Source organism: Butyrivibrio proteoclasticus P6B7 (assembly GCF_000622085.1).
In the GTDB taxonomy this organism is placed as follows: Bacteria; Bacillota; Clostridia; order Lachnospirales; family Lachnospiraceae; genus Butyrivibrio; species Butyrivibrio proteoclasticus_A.
The window spans coordinates 30,960-49,398 of sequence record NZ_JHWL01000011.1; the positions used below are offsets into that span (position 1 = coordinate 30,960).

The 18,439-nt window shown below is 38.4% G+C and carries 27 protein-coding genes and 1 pseudogene; 2 read left to right on the forward strand and 26 right to left on the reverse strand.

Features of this window, described 5'->3' with window-relative positions; all coding sequences use genetic code 11:
* Window positions 1-142 precede the first annotated feature (142 nt).
* The 3 genes from T541_RS0109205 to T541_RS0109215 are packed head-to-tail and all read right to left on the reverse strand — an operon-like array spanning window position 143 to window position 3,702.
* Window positions 143-1,795, reverse strand: a complete 1,653-nt coding sequence (locus tag T541_RS0109205) for an ABC transporter substrate-binding protein (protein WP_197025165.1) — start codon at window positions 1,793-1,795, stop codon at window positions 143-145.
* Window positions 1,796-1,853: 58 nt separating this feature from the next.
* Complete coding sequence (locus T541_RS0109210) at window positions 1,854-2,768, reverse strand: carbohydrate ABC transporter permease (RefSeq protein WP_034466638.1); 915 nt, start codon at window positions 2,766-2,768, stop codon at window positions 1,854-1,856.
* 13 nt (window positions 2,769-2,781) lie between these two features.
* Entirely contained in the window at window positions 2,782-3,702 is a 921-nt protein-coding gene (locus tag T541_RS0109215; RefSeq protein ID WP_026652451.1) for an ABC transporter permease, read from the reverse strand.
* A gap of 239 nt (window positions 3,703-3,941) precedes the next feature.
* On the opposite strand from T541_RS0109215, the gene T541_RS0109220 reads away from it, so the two are divergent.
* Window positions 3,942-4,994, forward strand: coding sequence for a LacI family DNA-binding transcriptional regulator (locus tag T541_RS0109220; protein WP_026652452.1), 1,053 nt, complete (start codon window positions 3,942-3,944; stop codon window positions 4,992-4,994).
* Window positions 4,995-5,304: 310 nt separating this feature from the next.
* Here T541_RS0109220 and T541_RS0109225 read toward each other — a convergent pair whose 3' ends face one another.
* The 17 genes and pseudogenes from T541_RS0109225 to trxA all read right to left on the reverse strand — a co-directional run bounded on the left by T541_RS0109225 (window position 5,305) and on the right by trxA (window position 14,363).
* Window positions 5,305-5,781: a pyridoxamine 5'-phosphate oxidase family protein gene (locus T541_RS0109225; RefSeq protein ID WP_026652454.1), complete on the reverse strand. Its 477-nt coding sequence runs from the start codon at window positions 5,779-5,781 to the stop codon at window positions 5,305-5,307.
* An 88-nt stretch (window positions 5,782-5,869) separates the two neighbouring features.
* Window positions 5,870-6,187, reverse strand: a pseudogene (locus T541_RS0109230) (carboxymuconolactone decarboxylase family protein); the annotation flags it as partial.
* A gap of 46 nt (window positions 6,188-6,233) precedes the next feature.
* Window positions 6,234-6,389: a hypothetical protein gene (locus tag T541_RS21385; RefSeq protein WP_155839491.1), complete on the reverse strand. Its 156-nt coding sequence runs from the start codon at window positions 6,387-6,389 to the stop codon at window positions 6,234-6,236.
* Window positions 6,390-6,402: 13 nt separating this feature from the next.
* Window positions 6,403-6,732, reverse strand: a complete 330-nt coding sequence (locus tag T541_RS0109235; protein ID WP_026652456.1) for a putative quinol monooxygenase — start codon at window positions 6,730-6,732, stop codon at window positions 6,403-6,405.
* 78 nt (window positions 6,733-6,810) lie between these two features.
* Window positions 6,811-7,296, reverse strand: coding sequence for a flavodoxin (locus T541_RS0109240; RefSeq protein WP_026652457.1), 486 nt, complete (start codon window positions 7,294-7,296; stop codon window positions 6,811-6,813).
* Entirely contained in the window at window positions 7,293-7,451 is a 159-nt protein-coding gene (locus T541_RS21740) for a hypothetical protein (protein ID WP_207640290.1), read from the reverse strand. The genes T541_RS0109240 and T541_RS21740 overlap by 4 nt, the downstream gene beginning before the upstream one ends.
* Window positions 7,452-7,893: 442 nt before the next feature.
* Window positions 7,894-8,703: a methyltransferase domain-containing protein gene (locus T541_RS0109255; RefSeq protein WP_034466643.1), complete on the reverse strand. Its 810-nt coding sequence runs from the start codon at window positions 8,701-8,703 to the stop codon at window positions 7,894-7,896.
* Between the two features lie 271 nt (window positions 8,704-8,974).
* Window positions 8,975-9,529 carry a GNAT family N-acetyltransferase gene (locus T541_RS0109260; protein WP_026652461.1) on the reverse strand — a complete coding sequence of 185 codons (555 nt, stop codon included), beginning with the start codon at window positions 9,527-9,529 and terminating at the stop codon, window positions 8,975-8,977.
* A 29-nt stretch (window positions 9,530-9,558) separates the two neighbouring features.
* The gene (locus T541_RS0109265; RefSeq protein WP_034466646.1) at window positions 9,559-10,032 is read right to left on the reverse strand and encodes an NUDIX hydrolase; all 474 of its coding nucleotides are present in this window, start codon (window positions 10,030-10,032) and stop codon (window positions 9,559-9,561) included.
* A gap of 80 nt (window positions 10,033-10,112) precedes the next feature.
* The gene (locus tag T541_RS0109270) at window positions 10,113-10,664 is read right to left on the reverse strand and encodes a DUF2441 domain-containing protein (RefSeq protein WP_026652463.1); all 552 of its coding nucleotides are present in this window, start codon (window positions 10,662-10,664) and stop codon (window positions 10,113-10,115) included.
* 19 nt (window positions 10,665-10,683) lie between these two features.
* On the reverse strand, window positions 10,684-10,947 hold the full coding sequence (locus T541_RS0109275; RefSeq protein ID WP_026652464.1) for a CD3324 family protein: 264 nt from the start codon (window positions 10,945-10,947) through the stop codon (window positions 10,684-10,686).
* A 196-nt stretch (window positions 10,948-11,143) separates the two neighbouring features.
* Window positions 11,144-12,085, reverse strand: coding sequence for a RhuM family protein (gene rhuM, locus T541_RS0109280; protein WP_155839492.1), 942 nt, complete (start codon window positions 12,083-12,085; stop codon window positions 11,144-11,146).
* The gene (locus T541_RS0109285; RefSeq protein WP_026652467.1) at window positions 12,075-12,284 is read right to left on the reverse strand and encodes a helix-turn-helix domain-containing protein; all 210 of its coding nucleotides are present in this window, start codon (window positions 12,282-12,284) and stop codon (window positions 12,075-12,077) included. The genes rhuM and T541_RS0109285 overlap by 11 nt, the downstream gene beginning before the upstream one ends.
* A gap of 550 nt (window positions 12,285-12,834) precedes the next feature.
* Window positions 12,835-13,224: a C-GCAxxG-C-C family protein gene (locus T541_RS0109290; protein WP_026652470.1), complete on the reverse strand. Its 390-nt coding sequence runs from the start codon at window positions 13,222-13,224 to the stop codon at window positions 12,835-12,837.
* Complete coding sequence (locus tag T541_RS0109295; RefSeq protein ID WP_026652471.1) at window positions 13,202-13,819, reverse strand: 4Fe-4S binding protein; 618 nt, start codon at window positions 13,817-13,819, stop codon at window positions 13,202-13,204. The genes T541_RS0109290 and T541_RS0109295 overlap by 23 nt, the downstream gene beginning before the upstream one ends.
* Window positions 13,806-14,006, reverse strand: coding sequence for a 4Fe-4S binding protein (locus T541_RS0109300; RefSeq protein WP_026652472.1), 201 nt, complete (start codon window positions 14,004-14,006; stop codon window positions 13,806-13,808). The genes T541_RS0109295 and T541_RS0109300 overlap by 14 nt, the downstream gene beginning before the upstream one ends.
* A gap of 39 nt (window positions 14,007-14,045) precedes the next feature.
* A complete protein-coding gene (trxA, locus tag T541_RS0109305) occupies window positions 14,046-14,363 on the reverse strand; it encodes a thioredoxin (RefSeq protein WP_022780149.1) in 318 nt (105 codons plus the stop codon).
* A gap of 149 nt (window positions 14,364-14,512) precedes the next feature.
* On the opposite strand from trxA, the gene T541_RS0109310 reads away from it, so the two are divergent.
* The gene (locus tag T541_RS0109310; protein WP_026652473.1) at window positions 14,513-14,857 is read left to right on the forward strand and encodes a winged helix-turn-helix transcriptional regulator; all 345 of its coding nucleotides are present in this window, start codon (window positions 14,513-14,515) and stop codon (window positions 14,855-14,857) included.
* 505 nt (window positions 14,858-15,362) lie between these two features.
* On the opposite strand, the gene T541_RS0109320 is transcribed toward T541_RS0109310, so the two are convergent.
* The 6 genes from T541_RS0109320 to T541_RS21865 form a co-directional block, all read right to left on the reverse strand.
* On the reverse strand, window positions 15,363-15,752 hold the full coding sequence (locus T541_RS0109320) for a hypothetical protein (RefSeq protein ID WP_026652476.1): 390 nt from the start codon (window positions 15,750-15,752) through the stop codon (window positions 15,363-15,365).
* Between the two features lie 11 nt (window positions 15,753-15,763).
* Window positions 15,764-16,111, reverse strand: coding sequence for a hypothetical protein (locus tag T541_RS0109325; RefSeq protein ID WP_026652477.1), 348 nt, complete (start codon window positions 16,109-16,111; stop codon window positions 15,764-15,766).
* Entirely contained in the window at window positions 16,108-16,485 is a 378-nt protein-coding gene (locus tag T541_RS0109330; RefSeq protein ID WP_026652479.1) for a hypothetical protein, read from the reverse strand. Before T541_RS0109330 ends, T541_RS0109325 begins: the two co-directional genes overlap by 4 nt.
* Window positions 16,478-17,152 (reverse strand): DUF4417 domain-containing protein, encoded by a 675-nt coding sequence (locus tag T541_RS0109335; protein WP_051538181.1) that lies wholly within the window; start codon window positions 17,150-17,152, stop codon window positions 16,478-16,480. The genes T541_RS0109330 and T541_RS0109335 overlap by 8 nt, the downstream gene beginning before the upstream one ends.
* A 145-nt stretch (window positions 17,153-17,297) precedes the next feature.
* A complete protein-coding gene (locus T541_RS0109340; protein ID WP_026652481.1) occupies window positions 17,298-17,897 on the reverse strand; it encodes a hypothetical protein in 600 nt (199 codons plus the stop codon).
* Window positions 17,890-18,207, reverse strand: a complete 318-nt coding sequence (locus tag T541_RS21865; protein ID WP_026652482.1) for a helix-turn-helix domain-containing protein — start codon at window positions 18,205-18,207, stop codon at window positions 17,890-17,892. Before T541_RS21865 ends, T541_RS0109340 begins: the two co-directional genes overlap by 8 nt.
* Window positions 18,208-18,439 lie beyond the last annotated feature (232 nt).

Below are 18,439 nucleotides of genomic sequence, written 5' to 3' on the forward strand. Positions count from 1 at the left end.
TGGAAAAAGAGTATCTGCATTTTGGCTATCAGCACATCCTGTGAGCATACATGCAAGAAGTGCTGCAATTATGGCAACTTTTCTTTTCATTTTTTAAAAAAGGGAGGAGAAAATCTCCTCCCTGCCTTTCCGGTAATATGAATTATTTATAGAACTCATCAAGATACTTCTGGTAGATAGAGATATACTCATCAAGACCATATGCATTAACCTGCTTGAGATACTCATCCCACTCAGCATCTGTAAGACCGTTCATAACGAAGTTACTTCTGCTTGAGTTGATATAGCTTATAAGATCTGTCTGAATTGTTGTAAGCTTCTCTGTATCATCAGCTGTCATGAATACGTTAGGATATACATACTGGCAATGCATATCGTCTGTGTAATATTCCTTAATCCAATCAAGACGATACTGAGCATCATCAGGACATGTTACATAAACACCATAGTACTCATCAAGGATTGCAAGAGGTCCGCCAACACACTCAGCCTCACGAACTTCTACAGGAGAAGCATCGCCAAGAGGTGCATGCTTAAGCATCTGCTCACCGTTTGCGTTTGTTCCAAGCTCGAAGATATCAAACTCATCATCTTCGCCGTATGTTCCCCAGTTGTTCTGTGGTGACTGGAATGGATCATACATAAGATCAAGCCAAGCACATACGAATGAAGGGTTTTCACACTTAGAAGTTACTACGCATCTACCACGATCAAAACCTGATGTGAATGAACCGTTAAGAGGTGTAACGTTCTTAGTATCTGCCTGAAGAGCTGCAAGAGGCTCGAAGTCTTCAAGGTTATCAATGTTAGCTACATCCCATGTGAAGCATACGCCATATCTGTGAGACTTACCCTTAGCTACATATGTTGACCAGTCCTGTGTGAAGCACTCAGGATCGATGAGGCCTTCTTCATAGAGCTTATGAAGCCACTGCATACCAGACTTGAAGCCTTCCTGTGTTGCAGTACAAATAACCTTCTTGTCATCAGTTACAGCGATGTGCTGTCCGATATCATTGTCACCATAACCCTCACCAAATCCGTTGATAAGAAGACTAGGATCCTGATCGTTCATGATGCATGACATAGGAATGATGTCACCCTCAATACCAAACTCAGCCTGTAACTCAGATGCGTGATCCTTAAATGCCTTAAGGACTTCTTCGAACTCATCTACTGTTGTTGGCTTTTCAAGGCCAAGGAAGTTAAGCCACTTTGTGTTGATGTAAGTAAAGTTGTTACCTACTGTCTGAATAGCTGTCTTGTTTGAACCAAGCTGCTCAATCCAAGGAAGTGCCCAGATATGTCCCTCTGAATCCTCACACATTGTACGGTATTCAGGATACTTATCAAATACTGCCTTAAGGTTAGGCATATAGTTATCAATGTACTCTTCAACTGGGATGATTACACCCTGATCTGCATATCTGATAAGGTCAGAGTTGCTGAATCCTGCATTGAATACGAAATCTGTAAGAGTGTTCTTGTTAGCCATGTTAAGCTGGATCTTGTCTCCCCACTGATCGTTAGAGATTGCTGTCCAATCAACATGTACGTTAGTCTTCTCCTCAAGTCTCTTGAAGATAGTTCTGTTGTTAGGTTCTGACTCAGTTCCTGATGGATAGCTGATTGTACCTGTGATAGTAACTGTCTGCTCTAATGGAAAGCTGATGTTGTCTGCTGAAACTTCAGCTGCGCCGCTGTTTGCACCGTTCTTGCCACAACCTGCAAGTACACTTGTGGATAATGCAACTACAAGTGCTGCCCCTAGTAACTTACTTGTTTTCTTTTTCATTTTCCTCTCCTTTATACATTTTTTGCTATATTTAAACCTTTTCAGGTTCAAAATCGAATTAACCTTTAACTGAACCAACCATGATTCCTGAATCAAAATACTTCTGGAAGAATGGATACATTACTATAAGCGGTAAGCTTGAAATAATGATGGTTGCATATTTAAGAAGTTCTGCAAGCTGTGCTCTCTGAGCTGTACTCTGCATATCTGCTATCATTCCCGGATCTGGTTCATTCTGGATGAGGATAGCCCTAAGCACCAGCTGAAGAGGCTGCTTATCTGCTGAATTCAGATAGATCATTGCATCAAAGTAGCTGTTCCACATTCCTACAAACTGCCACAATATCAGCACTGCTATAAGTGGTGTGCACACAGGAAGAAGTATTCTGAAGAAGAACACCAATTCATTAGCTCCGTCCACATCAGCAGCTTCTCTAAGTTCGCTTGGAATACCTTTGTAGTAAGTTCTTGCGATGATCATGTTCCATACGCTAAATGATCCCGGAAGAATTACAGCCCACATGGTATCAAGAAGTCCCATGTTACTGATAAGAAGGTATGTAGGAATCAGTCCTCCGCCAAAGAACATTGTGATAATAAAGATTGCGTTAAAAAACTTCTTGCCTTTAAAATCATCTCTTGACATTGGATACGCACACAAAAGTGTTATAAATACAGAAATAACCGCAAATAATACGGAATATATAATTGCATTTCTAAATCCAATCCATATCTGAGAATTGGTCATAACTCTCTCATAAGCTGTAAGAGTCCATTTGCTGGAATCAAATACTATTCCCTTGTTCTGAAGTGTTATAGGATCCATGAAGGAAGCTACAATAATATAAACTATAGGGCCTATGATAGCCATTACAAAGGCTGCAAGGAGAATATAACCAACCAAAAGAAATGCTTTATCTCCAATGGAAGCTCTGGCAAATTCGCTTTTTTTAATATTTACTGTCTGTTGCATTTCGCTCCCCCCCTTATAGTCCCTGACCGTCGTTAAGCTTCTCAACAACCTTATTAACCACTATGAGAAGAATTACATTTATGATCGTATTAAATAATCCAACCGCTGTTGAATAACTGTAATCACCATTCAAAAGACCTTTTTTGTAAACATAAGTAGCTATGATCTCAGATGAAGCAAGGTTCATATCTGACTGAAGTGCATAGGCCTTTTCAAAGCCGATACTCATAATGTTTCCTGCCTGAAGGATGAACTGGATAACTACCATATCCTTGATAGCCGGCCACTCTACTGCCTTGATCTGTTGCCAGATATTGGCTCCATCAATCTGTGCTGCCTCTTTGAGTTCCTTGCTGGCATTTGAAAGAGCTGCTGTATACATGATTGATGCCCAACCTGCTCCCTGCCAGATACCACTTATGATGTAGATTGGTCTAAATGCTGCTGGAATTGTAAGGAAGTTAATGCTTGTTCCAAAAAGCATATTAAGCGGACCAGTTACTGATAAGAGGATTCGTACCATACCACAAAGTACTATGACTGAAATGAAATTAGGCATGTACAAAACAAGCTGTATCTTCTGTTTAATCTTGCTACTGGCAATCCTGTTAAGTAGAAGCGCCAGTATTATCGGCATTGGAAATCCCCATAACAGACCAAAAATACTCAGTTTAAGTGTATTTGCAAGATATTGCATAAAATCGGGTGATGATAAGAACTGTTCGAAATACTTAAGTCCTACCCATTCACTCCCCAATATTCCTTTAAATGGGTTGTATTTCTGGAAAGCAATCAGAATGCCTCCCATCGGAATGTACCTGAACACTATTGTCAGTAACAGTGCTGGCCCCAGAAAGAACACATATAGTTGCCAATGCTGTTTAACATATACCAGGGTGTTATGCATCGAATTATCTTTTACCTTTGTGTTCATGTAGCCCCTCCCAAGTTTTACATTTGCATAATTCTCATTTGCATATGTAAAATATAGCACCCACATTTTCATCTGTCAACATAATTATTTTACATTTGCACAATAGATATTTACATTTGACACTTTAATTTTTACATTTTATAATGATATAGGTGTCAAAAAGTCATAAATACCTACTATCTGGGGCACACCCATCTTTTGACACATTCATCTTTTATTTAGAAAGTGGAGACTACACTATGCCAGCAAAAGTCACCTTACAGGATATAGCAGATGCTCTTGGAGTATCCAGAAATACCGTATCCAAGGCTATAAATAACACCGGAGTTTTAGCTGAAGCTACCAGACAGAAGGTTTTAGAGAAGGCTATCGAAATGGGATACAAGCAATTTTCTTATGCCAATTCCATTTCAGACATTACAAATCCTTTCAGTTCCCAACCCAAGGCTTCAGGAGAGATTGCCCTCTTTTCAGGCAGTTTTCTTAATAATTCTCACTTTGCTTCTACCATGCTTGATAAATTTCAATATGAAATTTCTCTGCTTGGCTATAGCCTGACAATGCACCGGGTTGATCATCAGAATATAGAGTCAAGGGCTCTTCCTCTCTCATTCAGACCGGATAACACCAAGGCTATTGTATGCATCGAAATGTTTGATCACTCCTATTGTGAAATGTTGTGCAGCCTAGGATTACCTGTTCTCATGATAGATGCTCCCGTTGCAAGCTACTGGAGACCATTAAGCGCAGATGTTCTGCTCATGGATAATTTTTCCAATATATATACAGTCGTTAATGACATGAGCAAAAAGGGAATTACCAAGATAGGATTTGTAGGCCAGGTCACACATTGCCGTTCTTTCTACGAGCGATTCATAGCCTTTAGGGAGGCAATGTATATCAATAATCTGAACTTTGACGAAAAATATTGTCTTACAGAGGTTCATCCTCACGGATTAGAATATAGAGAATACTTATTCGAAGCTCTTACGAAGATTCAAGAAATGCCCGAACTCTTTATTTGTGCCAACGATTTTGTAGCTCTCGATCTGATATCCGGCCTCAAGAGAATGGGAATAGAATGTCCACGTGATATCAAGATATTCGGTTTTGATGATTCCCCCGAGTCCAAGATCATGTCTCCTTCTCTCTCAACCAGCCACATACACAGCCAGATAATCGGTTATTCAGCTGCCAACCTTGTAATCTCAAGGATTGAGCAGCCTGATCTCAATTACAGGATAACCTATACAGAGACTGATCTTATTTACAGAGAATCAACACAGATGTAATAAAATGTAAAATAGAATGTCGCTCGCGACATTCTCGCGCCGAGCGCGGTTGACAAGGTCAACATAATTCCAATCGCGCGATGTGCAGATCACTTGGCGAGGTTTTTTCGAGCCTAGTGAAATGTCATACACAGTAGTGCGCATCCTTAGCGGAGCGATTTTTATGTAATAGGAAGCAATTTCCTATTACAGAACAAAATTTTCTGCGTTTCACCGAGGCTGAATACAATTATAGATAAAAGAAAAAGACGCATAAACCATATGGTCTACACGCCTTACATCAGCATTGATGATTACTCCACTCTATTATTTATGATTCATTAACCAGCTTCCCTGTCATATGCTCAGGAATGAGTTCAAGGCACTGTACTCTCGGCAGAGCATTTTTCAATTCCTTTTGTAAATACTCTTCATCATCCGTGAACTTTTTAGTGAGATTGGTACAGATTTTTATTGCAGTATCCTCATCCTCAACCAGCTTGATTCTGCCAAATACAATTACGCTGTTAATATTTAAAGCCCAATCGTCGTCTTTCCGATAGCCTTCATCCCAGGTGCAAAAGCTGACTTTATCACAAGCCTTAATTGCATCAATCTTGTGACCTTCCTTAGCCCCATGAAAATAGATTTTCCCATCCTCTTCACAATACCACTGGTTAATCGGTAAGCCATACGGATAACCATCCTCGCCAATCAGGGACAGTACTCCTCTCTTTGAATTTTTCAGCACCTCAATGCACTGTTCATCTGTAATCTGTTGCTTAAATCTTCTCATCTTTCTAAACATAGTACACCTCAATCCTTTGCTAATAATTTTAATCCATACTTACTGGATTTTCAGATAATCCTCTTCTGCCACCGATTCATTATATCGGATATACTTCTTTTGCCAGATTAAACACAGCCCATGCCTTTGGCCATCCGGCATAGAAAGCCACATGCGTGATAACAGCAGCCATCTCTTTTTGAGTAACGCCATGATTTTTAGCATTCATGATATGATATTTCAGACTGCTGTCTGTGATTCCCTGAGACATTAGTGCCACAACTGTAATGATACTCCTTGTCTTTACATCAATGTCCTGATTATTCCAGTTCTCTCCAAATAAAACATCATCATTAAAATGCGCAAAATCCGGTGCAAATTCTCCAAGCTGTTCTCTTCCAGCTGTCTGTACAATCTTTTCGCTCATATTCCTCACTCCTTCTATTCAAGCTCTAATCCTGTTAACCAGTTCTTTATCTCATCATCTGTAGCACTTCCGCTAAATCTGTTGCCGGATAGCCAGTTTCCTGTCCCGTTTTTTCTGAAATATTGGAGCTGCTCTTCTCAATACTACTGCTTCCCGAGGTGCAGAATGCTGAGATAAGTAGCATTGAAATTATTTTCTTCATCAGGCACCCTTTCTTATTTTCTTATGAAATCTTTATCCTTATCCGGCATACTGTTGTCAGAGACATACCTTTCTACAGTCATATGAAGATCATATTTTTCGCGAAGCTCCATGATAGTCTGCATCATAGGTGAAGCATGATGGACATCAATAGACTCCTGATCCTCCCAACTATCTATCAGAAGAATTGTCTCAGGGTCATCCAAAGACTGATAATACTCATACTTAAGATTTCCTGCCTCACTTCGTATTTTTTCAACCGTTCCGCTTTTTGTCATTTCCTCTGCAAATCTTTTTGCAGCACCATCTGTTCCTTTATAACGTAAATTAACTGTAATGCTCATCATAGACCTCCAATCACAGATTTTTACCGGTTTCATATGCTTCAGGTAATCAATTATCCCCTGGACTGAAAAATATTCCTACAGCCACGCTTTCACTTTATCTTTTGATTCTTTAGCCTGCGAACCCTTGATTGCCAGACCTGTTGTTTCAACGTCTGCTCCCTTGCACATCTTCTTTACATCAGCAGGCATCCCTGAAAGGCCGGATCCTTCATGAGTACAGATTACACGGACCTTCTTATTGCTAAAATCCAATCCTTCGAGCGCCGTCTCAACTTCAGGCGCATATGTCCCCCAGTAAATCGGACTCATTACAAAAACGGTATCATAATCCGAAATATCCCCCAGTTTCTCCCTGATAGGAGCGTTTCCGATACGTTTTTTTGCTTCTTCGATGCAAGTTTTATAATCCTTCGCATATGGAATTTCCGGCTCAACCTTAAACATATCTGCCCCGGTTAATTCTTGAACATATTCTGCAACAATCTCGGTATTACCTTTATCAATGTAACCGACTGCGTAATTCTCATCAGCTCTGCTGAAATAAATGATCAAAGATTTCATAGGCATCCTCCTTTTTTGAAATTCTCATTGTCATATAAATGGAATATAATCATTACTTCTTTGGTATGATTGAATTTATAATCACTATTTCTCATTCTATCCAATGTACCCACATAAAACAATGGCGTTTTCACGCCCCTGCCTACTGCTATCATAGTATTCATCTCTCCGGACTGAGATTATTTCTTTTGAGATTCGGACCTTGCTTTTCCTTCCTCTGATCTACGATTGCCTGGTTCTCTCTAAGCTTTTGTAAGAGACTTGTCCTAGCCTTTTCAGCTACCTCAGGCTTCTTGGTTTTATCCCACCATTCTTTGAATGTTTTGAAAGCTTTCGGCACACAAAAAAAGACCTGGTACATTGTACCGAGTCTTTTGAAATCTGCAATAGCAGATCGATTATCTCTTTGAGAACTTTTTCAATGTCCTAAGTGCTGTGTTTGTGGCATTTCTAGGACGAGTTGCTGTTTACCTGCTGCGTACGCAAGGAAGCTCAGGGCTACTGTATGCGGCTGGTGGCAACATTACATTCTCTTTTTACTAATACCTTTAATAAATGTTGTCTTTTTTGTTGTGAATAATTTTGATTTTTTACTCATTACGGATTTTGAGCGATCATAATGTCAATACAGTGTTTATGAGGCACTCCGCCGCTATTGCAATCATAGATTCTCTCGTTCATTTGAGATATTACCCAATCATGATAGTATGTAAAAATCTCGCCTGACTTCCATGTATAACGAAATGATTTTTTCTTTTTATCGCTGACTTCAATGAATGGCTTGTCTACAAATACTTTGATCGCATTCAGTCCGTTTGCATTGGTATGTTCTTTCAAATGCTCTGTTATGCTGGTTCGAAGCTCCGGTTTCATATAGTCAAAAACGCCGCTGCTAAAGATAATATCGTAATTTTCAGAGAGCCTGTAATCATTTAGATCAGCCTGGAAGAAGTCTACATGCGTGCCGCATTTTTCTGCCAGACGTTTTCCCTTCTCGATACCATCTTTTGACAGATCAAATGCTGTTACCTGATAGCCATTCCTTGCAAAAAACACAGCATCTTTTCCCTCACCACATCCAATATCCAGAACTTTCAGTGGCTTAACAGGTGGCATCATCTTAATGATATCCAGACATGTTTCATTGGGCTGTACGCCCCAAAAGTACTCGTTCTCTTTGTACCTGTCATCATAATAGCCATGGGTCTTATATTCATAGCCCAGCAGTGCATCTGATGATGTGTTTAGTTCTGCTGCCAACAAGGGGAGTAGATCTATATCCGGGTAGCTTGTTCCTTTCTCCCATTTTGATACTGCCTGAAAAGATACGCCAAGTTTATCAGCCAGCACTTGCTGCGTTAATCCGAGTTCTTTTCTTTTGACCATAATAACATTGCCTATATTCATTGGTTCTCACCTCCATGAATACATAGTACTTCTGGCAATCTGATTTTCCTATAACTTATCTGTTTAATTAGTATAGTTTTTTCTACCAGTAGTTGAAATGATGATAAATGCGCCTGCGCTTGTGCCTTTAGGATCTATACAAACGATATTGGTTCTAATAATTGTAGACTATTGATTCTAATACTTTCTCATAATCATCGTCTATTAGTATTATGCACCGGTTATCAATATGATCATTTATTAAGTTCTCCAATTTTAAGAATATTTTATTCTAACATCTATCACTTTTAATCATTGAATGCCACACTTTATCATATAGAATTCCTTTATTATTCTTTCCTGTCGCACGCAAAGTTCCTTCTAGCTTCATTCCAGCTTTGTCCATTACCCTGCCGGATTTAGGATTATTAGCATCGTGGCAAGCTGCAACACGGTTAAATTTGACAACATCAAACAAGTAATCTAAAACTACCTTCAACGCTTCAGGCATTATTTCTTGTCCCCAGTAGTTTTTGCTCATACAATATCCTATTTCTGCGGCTTCTAACTTTTCATTAAGTTCAACTACTGAAATATTTCCTATAGCCTGCCCGTTTTCCTTAAGTTCAATTACCCAGTTAAAATATGCACCATCTTCATATTTACTGATCCAGTCTTCTAAAAGCTGCCTTGTAGAATCTACATTTGGATGTGGAGACCAGGTGAGAAATTCCGTAACTTCGGAATCTGATGCCCAGTTATTGTACATATCATCAGCATCCTCAATGGTAAACCTCCTAAGTATAAGTCTTGATGTTTCTAGTGTGCGTGTTCCTGTCTTTTTCATGTTATCGTCTCCATCTAAAGAATATTCTTCTATCTATTCTGGCTCTCAATTGTCTTTACTATAGCTACATCCAACTCATCTACATATCCGATATCTTCCTTCAGATCCCATAGACGTATCTTTGTCATCTCATCGCCCTCAGAATAAGCAAAGGGCTCCAAGTATTCTTTTTTTCCAAAGAAAACAGCTTGATATTTCTGAATTCCGTGTGAGTCTGTAACTTTGAATAATCCTCTAAACTCCAAATCCATATCGCTCTGATGTGTTTCCTCAAACAATTCTCTATAGGCTGCTTGCCTGGCTGTTTCACCTTCCTCGATACCTCCAGCCGGAAATTCCCACTGTTTTCGCCAATCATTATATCCAATCAAATACTCGTCACCGACTTTGACTATAGCATATGCACCTGTAACATTGGGATATTCTGATATTTGAGCTTCTGAAATATCTATAAATTCATGAAGAATCCAGCCGCTCCTGTTTTTAGCAATAACATTATTCATAATTCTGCCTCATAGAATATATTCGTCATAATTTAATGCCAAAAAGGGAGTTCATGTGAACTCCCTAAGTCATGGACTTATCAAATATTAGCGTTAATTTCTTTTACAATCTCAATAACTTCAATATCACCATCCGCAAGAATCTCTAGAATTTCTCGGTGGCCATCGTCGTTTTCTCCATTGCGCCAGTATACTTCAGCCATTTTAAGATTTTCTTCTTCAGAAACGCATCCGTCAAAGCACTTATATGCATCTCCTTCATAGGTATTGCCATTAACCTTGACCTTTGCAATTCCATATGTCGGGCGACCAAGTTTGGCAAAATAATCTCCCCATTGTTCTGCTTCTTTGAATGATCTTGAAACATAGATTGATGTCATTCTCGAAGGATACTGCGGATACTTTTGCTTTCTAACTTTCTCAAGTGCAAGTTCTCGAAGAGCAACCATTACCGGATGATCAAGTTCTGTATCCTTGTATTTATCCGGATTATTGTATATGTCTTCAACTATTTTGATATGGTCATATACTCTCTTATGAACGCCATTAGGATGACTTTCATCCAATACAATATGCTCCCCTGCTTTCTTGGGTATATCTGATATTACATGATATAAAAATTGTTTTTCCATTTGTATTCTCCCCAATATGTTATCTATTCTGGCTTTTCAGTACTCTGTAAACTGATTTTTCCGATAAAGAATATTTCTTGGATAAGTCAGTCACAGTAAATCCATTTTTATACTCTTTGTATATATTCCGATTTCTTGCTGCATAATATTGTTTCGAATGAGTCTGGCTTCCCCAGTCCTGTTTTTCTTTGCAAGGAATATAAATATTTTTACCGCTTACATATTGCTGAATAACCTCGATAAGATCTTGGGGCAGAATCGTTTCTGCTTTGATATAGCTCATAAATCCTCCTGTTCTTTTAAGGATTCTTCTGAGCTTAATTGTTCTTTTTTATTTTAAGCTCAGATTACTGAGCGATTACATATTTCCTCATATGCCTTCTCCTTTCAAGTATCAATATATTGATGATAACATCTACCATCCTCTTATAACAATCTCAACTTTGTTTCTAACAAAAGATGAGAAAAAAATAATTCTTTTAAATCCTTAGTAAATTCATTACCATAGCTGTCATAATGTCTTTTTCATCAGGATTGGATTCAGCAATCATGAGGGTTATAGCTACAATTGCCCCATCACTTATTATCTTCTGTCCATCCCTAAAAAGCGCGTTATTTCTGCTCAAAAACTCCAAGAACAATGATGCTGCAATTCTCTTACAGCCATCCTCAAAAGGATGATCCTTTATCATGAAATAAAGAAGATTGGCTGCCTTTTCCTCTAATGAAGGATATACTTCCCCTCCAAATACATCCTGATAGACTGCTGCCAAAATACCTTCCACCTTACCAACTTCTTTCTCTACTCCAAATACATCGGATTTGAAAGTATCCTCCATATGATTGACCATCTCTCTGCAATCACTATAGGTGATCCTGTATATTGGTCTTGAACCTTCAGGCTTCTCAAGAGATTGGTGATCATATTGATCCAAAAGCATAAGCGCCTGTGTGTATAGATTTACAGCCCTGAGTACATCCTGTTGCTCAATATCAAGTGTCCCTGCTATCATCTTTGTTTGTATTTCAACAGTTTTTTGAAGTGCTTGAAGCCTGCGCTCGTTTATTGCATAGCCATTGATAATGTACTGTTTCAGTACATTACTAGCCCATTGTCTAAATTCAGTACCGCGCTGAGATTTAACTCGGTAACCAACGGAAATAATTACATCCAGATTATAGTACTTTGGTGGTCTTGATGCTTTATTAGTACTTCCGTCGAAAATTTCGACGGAAGTATTTTTATCCACTTCGCCTTCTTTAAAAACATTCGAAACATGATAAGTTATAGTTGATCTGGCCGTATCAAATAGCTCTGCCATCTGATCTTGAGTAAGCCAGACTGTATCCCCATCCATAGGTACTGACAAAACAACTTTTTTATCTTTTGATTCAAATAATACTATCTCATTATTTTCCATCAACTTCTCCCCTATTCCCCATTATTTTTTCAAATTCAAGCTGATATGCGATCAGCCTCGGAATATACTCCGGAGGAGTTCTGCGTCCCGCTTCCCAATCCTCTAATGTGCGCACCGGAATACCTGTGTGAGTTGAAAACTCTTTCCTTGTTTCTCCTGTACTCTCTCTTAATTGCTTAATTCTCTCCGCTATATCCATAATTGCACCTCCACGCAATGCGATTAATGTAATATATCACACTATGACCAGTATCTCAATGCGTGCTTTTCAAAAAGTATATCTTTTTTAGGCAACAAAAAACCCACAATATTCCTATTCAGATTTGATTTTGCTGTTTATCTGCTGTTTACTCGCTGCTTACTTACAAATTTTTCTGCGTTTCACCGAGGCTTAATACAATTATTGATAAAAGAAAAACCCCAGAAACACTGAGTTTCTGAGGCAAACAACGAGTCACTTCGATTCCGCTTCGCTCCATCTCAGTCGCGACAGGCGTCGTATTACGAGATGCCATTCGCAGACACTTCGTGTCTTGCTCATGTCGCGCTGTCGCGCTATATATACGCCATGCCGACAGACTCGGAATGCTCAGGACTACTGTATGCGGCTGGTGGCAACTTTAATAACCACGATCAAAAATAATACTCTGATTTTACTTTCTACTCATTAAATCTTTGTCTGTCTTTTGTAAGAATATCTTCAAATATATTGCTACTATCTGTATTCAAATTAAAACAGCTTGGCTCAATTACAATCCCATAATCTCACCATAAATCATAACAGCATTTCTAACGCATTCCTCGCATGGGCATAAGGGTTTACCATCCGTCATTGTCTTTAAATCCTTGCATTTTAAGGCCCCGCATCTTGTTGCAAATTCTTCCTGGATCTGCCTTGTAATCCCAAGAGTCCCTTTTCCTTCTGTCTTAAGTCCTGCCACCATGCCTGCTCCAATTAGTGCGCCGCAGGTTGCTTCCATATTGCCCATTCCTGCGCAGAATCCTGCTGATATCTGCTTTAGCTGTTCCTCTGCAAGTTCAGTCTGATCGGATAAAACTACTGTCACAGCCTGGGCACAGTTATACTTTCCTGAATTCTTTAATTCAACTGCTCTCTCAGCTCTCTCTTCTAACGTCATGATTTTCCACACCTTTCCTTGCCTTTATCTTGCATATTCCCTGAGTCATTGTCCCCATTGGACAGAATGAACACCAGGTTCTTTCTTTGTACAAAGCCATAATAATCAGCCCAATAAGAGTTGATGTAAGCATCAGGCTATAAAACCCAAATCCAAACTGTGCTACCCAGTCGGGGAACACGCTTCCATCATACGCCCATTTCCATGTAACTTTGAATGTCCAAAAGAGCTTTATAGCCTTTCGAAGAGTATTTGTCCCGGCAAATACAAGATAAGTCTGAAAAACCATTGTTCCAAACATCGTCATGAAGAATGCCAGGAATCCATATCTGAACCATTTAGAAGATATCCATCCGGGCGCTGGTTTACTCCTGGAGCACTTGCAGTTTTTCCCAAGTACCCAGAAAAGCTGGCCTCTTCCGCAAAATCTGTTACAAAACAGCTTATTTCCACCTGCTATCGCAAAAATCAGCGGTAATATAAAATCAATCATCCCAAGCCACGCAAACAGAATATTAAAGAACCCCAGTGCAAAATAAATAATTGTCCATATCCACAGATAATCATACCAGTGTTTAGTTTTATTTGATGCCATCCTGCACCTCCGCTACCTTGATCGAGCCTACAGGACATGCTCTTTCGCAAATGCCACACCCAACGCACTTCATGACATCTACTACAGCATGGCAGCCTTTATAGATATCTATTGCCTCTCTAGGGCACTGCAACACGCAGACACCGCAGGCAACACATCTTTTTATATCATTAGCTGCTTTTTTCATTTGTAAATCTTCTCCTTTTTCATCTTGCCGAGTACTGCCTTAAATCATTGCTTCCATTTTCCTTACAAGTCGTTCCTTCGGAACAGCACCCATTTCATCATCATACAGACTCCCCTTCTTGATAAACGCAAAGTAAGGTATACTCATTACTCCATACTTCTGTGCAAGCTGCGGCTCCTGATCAACATTTATCTTGCCAACCTTGAATTTACCATCATACTCTCTGGCAAGCTCTTCAACTACAGGTCCCATCATTTTACATGGGCCACACCAGTCTGCATAAAAATCAACAAGAACCGGAACATCACTATTCATTACTTCTGTTTCAAAGTTTTCTTTTGTAAATCTGTATTCCATAATAATCACCATACCGCCAGCAATGCAGCGCCTTTCTTTGAAATGTGTAAATAACTACTTGTTTTTCTCAACTGATGCTTTTATTATATGTGGTATAGTTTTTATATCAAGTACGCAGTTTTTATTTATCTAGTAAGGAAAAGTATACTATGAGGAAAATAGAGACAAAAGAACCATTATGTGAAGATATCGCAGGGAAAGATTGTGGATTAAAAAGAGTTATTGATACCGTTGGCGGCAAGTGGAAAATCATGATCCTGTGCGTCATCGATAAAAATGAAATAGTGCGATATGGAGAATTACGCCGTTCAATACATGGCATCACCAATACTATGCTTGCCAACTCATTAAAAGAGCTTGAGTCTGACGGACTTGTGGAGAGAAAGCAGTATGACGAGATGCCCGTAAGAGTAGAATACAATCTTACTGAGAAAACAAAAAGCCTCATCCCCATTCTCCTTGAACTGAAAAAATGGGGCGAGGACAATCTATAGTTTTAGCTATAAGTTTCAGCTCTTGCATACAGTGAATATTTATAGAGCATATCACCTGTAAAAAACACCATATACGGCTCGAATGACTTTTCACCGTTTTTTACATATCCGATAAAATCCTTAATCGTATAGTTCGCGTTGAAAAGTATCGTAGTGTAGATGTTATAATCTGTGCCGTCTTTCATCATGCCGTACCATATGACTACTTTGTGACTATTAAAAGTCATAAAATGGCTTTTTTAAAAAATGCACAAAAAGAAACCCCAGATAAAATCTGGGGTTCTGAAATCTGCCATAGCAGATATTCTCATCTCTTTGAGAACTTTTTCAATATCCTAAGCGCTGTGTTTGTGGCATTTCTAGGACGAGTTGCTGTTTACCTGCTGCGTACGGTAGAAAGCTCAGGGCTACTGTATGCGGCTGGTGGCAATTCTATAATCGCTATTGAATAATTACAAATCCGATGATACAATAATGGAACGATTTGGTATGTTTAACATATCATCTAGAGAACACCGTTTGATTGCGCCAACAGTCTATTCGGTGTTTTCTTTTTTATATAATTATCAATAGCATTTCTCAATCGCGATGCCTGCCGCTGATCTTTACAATTAATAGTCTCAACCTTATAGTATTCTACGATTTGAAGCAGTCTCTTAAGGTAAAAATTCCATACTATCACGGACTCATTAGCTGGCATATAATCCAATAATAGAACAACACTTTTTCCTTCGAAGCTAACGCTTTCTATTGGCTGTTCATTGCCTAACACCTCTGATAATGTCAAACAGCTTTCTGAGCTTGCGTGTTCTCCAGGGATATTTATCATGAGTTTTTTACTCGAAACATCTTTGTTATCCCAAAAGGTACCATACAATTTATATGACGTCTTCATGCCTGTACCTCCTACATTTCTATGGCAATGCCGGTATTATACTTGAGTGCACGAATCGCGAAATCTTTCAACACCGAAACCACTTTTATATACTTTTGAGGCACAAATTGATCCGGAAGATCCTCGAGCAATGAGATAAGCTTCTCACATTTCTCTGCAGGTATATAGTCAACGTCACCATCATCAAGTAATGTGTCACAAGTAGCATTTATTTTTTCAACTAAATTATCCATCAGCCAGTCATGCTCATCAAATTCCATTACATAATCTTCAACTTTATCTGGCACACCGCTACCAAGATCATATATTGGTCCGTACATACTAAGCCCTTCTAATGATTTAGCTAGATATAATCTCATCTTGGCATCTCCTTTCTTTTCATTATTTTGAAATGTGTTAATCCAAAGTCTGTACTTGGGGTTCCGTCAATTTTTGTATACATCTTAGCACTTTTGTCGTATATCCTTAGATATCCAGACGGCATGTCCACTTTTACAATGTACTTGTTGTTTTCAAACTGGTATTTAACGCCCTTAGGTTTTCCTTTTACTCCTGGAGTATACTGATTAACCACATCATTGAGATTAACCATATGCTTTTTCCAATTCTCGTTGAATTTTGATTCACGTACTTTGCTCCTATAGTACCTTATAGCATCAAGCATTGAACTATGAATCAGTATTCGAGCATAATGTTTTGCAGCCTGTGAATATCTCGCTTTACTATCAGCCATGGTGCACCTCCTTACACAATCTATGAAAGTCAGTGTAAACCCTATAATCAATGCCCATGGTATCCAGCTGTTTTTCAGCTTTTTCGTCATGTTTGCCATATATTATTAGCTTTTCCGGCAAAAGCATAAAGATTTTTTCCAGATATGAAAAATCATCCTCTGAACATAATGGATCGCAACCCAGAAAACCTGACGCGGCCATCACTCCTTGCGGAACATTTTGCCATACACAAGTAGCATCTAATCCTGCAGTCCTCGTGTTCAGAACAATGCTAATCCCATTAACAGCCAAAACTGCCAAAAAGAGTTGATTTAATAAAATCATTGCTCTCTGCCACTCTTCGTCCATATCATCCGTAAAAGTAACATCCAGCCCTATGACACCCATATACATTTTGTATTCGTCAATCTCTTTCAGTAGCTTGCTCAGCCTTGGATATAAATGATGATCCTTGTCAAAAAAGCATAATACAGTCTTTTTTCTATTAACGACTCTTTTGTTTTTTCTCTGAGAAAAAGGGATTACTAAGTCTGGCCAGTCTCTAAGAAACATCTCATTAGTGAATATTGGAAAGCCATCTTTGTCAAAAGTAATCTCTTCCCCCTCGAGATACAAGTATAGCTCATCAATTATTACAAATATGTCTTTTAAACTTTTGATATGCATTTTCATACCCTCCGTTTAACATTGTTTGGGATGTGATATGCATAACATATACGATTTGGTATGTTTAACACATCATCACATCCAGTTCCATATTCAATTAACAGTCCATATAAGAAAATGCTTTTTTCCTGCGCCAACAGTTAAATTACATTTCTTCTCGTCTTAAATCATAAGCATCACCCTCCTTCTGATATACTTCCAAAAGAACTGGTTCCAAATGTTCAATTAAAGGTATTTCATAATCAAACAATCTATAACCATATTTTTTCTTTCGATTTACTAAATTAGCACAAACATTACAAGCTGCCTCATAGCTTACACCACAAAATGATACTACTTCATTTGGTGTATCAATATTTTTTAATAGCAAATACGGAATGGGGCACATAAAATATCTAGCAAAAAAATCAGCAAGATCATCATCTAAATCATCAGCATCTTCGTATATGTAATGTTTTAACTCATGAAGTATTGTTAATAACTGTGCACCAAGTGAGCCATAAAAATCATTGTAGTATATTGTAGCCACATTCTTGGATGTGGCTGGAACAAAGAAACCATACTCAGATTGCTTCTTTAATAAGCGCCTTTGTTCTCGTCCAAAACAAGAATATGGGATCACCGCCACTCCCATCTTTCTACATACTTCATGAGGATCTATAGGAAATATTTTAAAATCATAATCTAAATAAATACTAATGATGACCTTTTTAATCTCATCATATATGATTCCTTTTCTATACATTCTTATTTGCTCCTAGAATCAATGAAATCAATTGATTCTTTTCTTCTGGTGTAAGTTCATTTCCCTTTCTGGCAATAGCTGTTGCTATAGATGAATATGCGCTCTCACCTTTTTCAGTGTCATCAAGGAAATACTCAGTCTCTACTCTTAGTGCCTTTGCTATATTAACAACAATATCCATACGAGGTCTCTGATCGCTATGTAGATATCTAGATATTGAACTTTCTGTTATACCGCTCAGCTTAGATAATTGCTTTTGAGTAATATTCCTTTGTCGCATCAACTCTGTCACTTTTTCTTTCCACCCCATCTTGTATCTCCTTTCAGTAAAACCTCTATATATAGTATGATAATCCGTTTAAATTTCAATGTCAACATATTCAATTGCAGTATTGCAATTAAATAGTGATCACCAATCATTTTTAATATTTATAAATACAAAAACACCCCAGGACAATTTGTCCTGAGGTGCTATAAATCACATATTCAAAATGTGTTCTAACTTTGTAAATGTAAATTTTCTGTCACCATTAACTCCCGCA

What these genes read in the sequence shown, in the direction of transcription:
- T541_RS0109205 (WP_197025165.1), bottom strand. Translation starts at nt 1,795, where the DNA reads ATGAAAAAGAAAACAAGTAAGTTACTAGGGGCAGCACTTGTAGTTGCA.
- T541_RS0109210 (WP_034466638.1), bottom strand. Translation starts at nt 2,768, where the DNA reads ATGCAACAGACAGTAAATATTAAAAAAAGCGAATTTGCCAGAGCTTCC.
- T541_RS0109215 (WP_026652451.1), bottom strand. Translation starts at nt 3,702, where the DNA reads ATGAACACAAAGGTAAAAGATAATTCGATGCATAACACCCTGGTATAT.
- T541_RS0109220 (WP_026652452.1), top strand. Translation starts at nt 3,942, where the DNA reads ATGCCAGCAAAAGTCACCTTACAGGATATAGCAGATGCTCTTGGAGTA.
- T541_RS0109225 (WP_026652454.1), bottom strand. Translation starts at nt 5,781, where the DNA reads ATGTTTAGAAAGATGAGAAGATTTAAGCAACAGATTACAGATGAACAG.
- T541_RS21385 (WP_155839491.1), bottom strand. Translation starts at nt 6,389, where the DNA reads ATGAAGAAAATAATTTCAATGCTACTTATCTCAGCATTCTGCACCTCG.
- T541_RS0109235 (WP_026652456.1), bottom strand. Translation starts at nt 6,732, where the DNA reads ATGAGCATTACAGTTAATTTACGTTATAAAGGAACAGATGGTGCTGCA.
- T541_RS0109240 (WP_026652457.1), bottom strand. Translation starts at nt 7,296, where the DNA reads ATGAAATCTTTGATCATTTATTTCAGCAGAGCTGATGAGAATTACGCA.
- T541_RS21740 (WP_207640290.1), bottom strand. Translation starts at nt 7,451, where the DNA reads ATGATAGCAGTAGGCAGGGGCGTGAAAACGCCATTGTTTTATGTGGGT.
- T541_RS0109255 (WP_034466643.1), bottom strand. Translation starts at nt 8,703, where the DNA reads ATGAATATAGGCAATGTTATTATGGTCAAAAGAAAAGAACTCGGATTA.
- T541_RS0109260 (WP_026652461.1), bottom strand. Translation starts at nt 9,529, where the DNA reads ATGAAAAAGACAGGAACACGCACACTAGAAACATCAAGACTTATACTT.
- T541_RS0109265 (WP_034466646.1), bottom strand. Translation starts at nt 10,032, where the DNA reads ATGAATAATGTTATTGCTAAAAACAGGAGCGGCTGGATTCTTCATGAA.
- T541_RS0109270 (WP_026652463.1), bottom strand. Translation starts at nt 10,664, where the DNA reads ATGGAAAAACAATTTTTATATCATGTAATATCAGATATACCCAAGAAA.
- T541_RS0109275 (WP_026652464.1), bottom strand. Translation starts at nt 10,947, where the DNA reads ATGAGCTATATCAAAGCAGAAACGATTCTGCCCCAAGATCTTATCGAG.
- rhuM (WP_155839492.1), bottom strand. Translation starts at nt 12,085, where the DNA reads ATGGAAAATAATGAGATAGTATTATTTGAATCAAAAGATAAAAAAGTT.
- T541_RS0109285 (WP_026652467.1), bottom strand. Translation starts at nt 12,284, where the DNA reads ATGGATATAGCGGAGAGAATTAAGCAATTAAGAGAGAGTACAGGAGAA.
- T541_RS0109290 (WP_026652470.1), bottom strand. Translation starts at nt 13,224, where the DNA reads ATGACGTTAGAAGAGAGAGCTGAGAGAGCAGTTGAATTAAAGAATTCA.
- T541_RS0109295 (WP_026652471.1), bottom strand. Translation starts at nt 13,819, where the DNA reads ATGGCATCAAATAAAACTAAACACTGGTATGATTATCTGTGGATATGG.
- T541_RS0109300 (WP_026652472.1), bottom strand. Translation starts at nt 14,006, where the DNA reads ATGAAAAAAGCAGCTAATGATATAAAAAGATGTGTTGCCTGCGGTGTC.
- trxA (WP_022780149.1), bottom strand. Translation starts at nt 14,363, where the DNA reads ATGGAATACAGATTTACAAAAGAAAACTTTGAAACAGAAGTAATGAAT.
- T541_RS0109310 (WP_026652473.1), top strand. Translation starts at nt 14,513, where the DNA reads ATGAGGAAAATAGAGACAAAAGAACCATTATGTGAAGATATCGCAGGG.
- T541_RS0109320 (WP_026652476.1), bottom strand. Translation starts at nt 15,752, where the DNA reads ATGAAGACGTCATATAAATTGTATGGTACCTTTTGGGATAACAAAGAT.
- T541_RS0109325 (WP_026652477.1), bottom strand. Translation starts at nt 16,111, where the DNA reads ATGAGATTATATCTAGCTAAATCATTAGAAGGGCTTAGTATGTACGGA.
- T541_RS0109330 (WP_026652479.1), bottom strand. Translation starts at nt 16,485, where the DNA reads ATGGCTGATAGTAAAGCGAGATATTCACAGGCTGCAAAACATTATGCT.
- T541_RS0109335 (WP_051538181.1), bottom strand. Translation starts at nt 17,152, where the DNA reads ATGCATATCAAAAGTTTAAAAGACATATTTGTAATAATTGATGAGCTA.
- T541_RS0109340 (WP_026652481.1), bottom strand. Translation starts at nt 17,897, where the DNA reads ATGTATAGAAAAGGAATCATATATGATGAGATTAAAAAGGTCATCATT.
- T541_RS21865 (WP_026652482.1), bottom strand. Translation starts at nt 18,207, where the DNA reads ATGGGGTGGAAAGAAAAAGTGACAGAGTTGATGCGACAAAGGAATATT.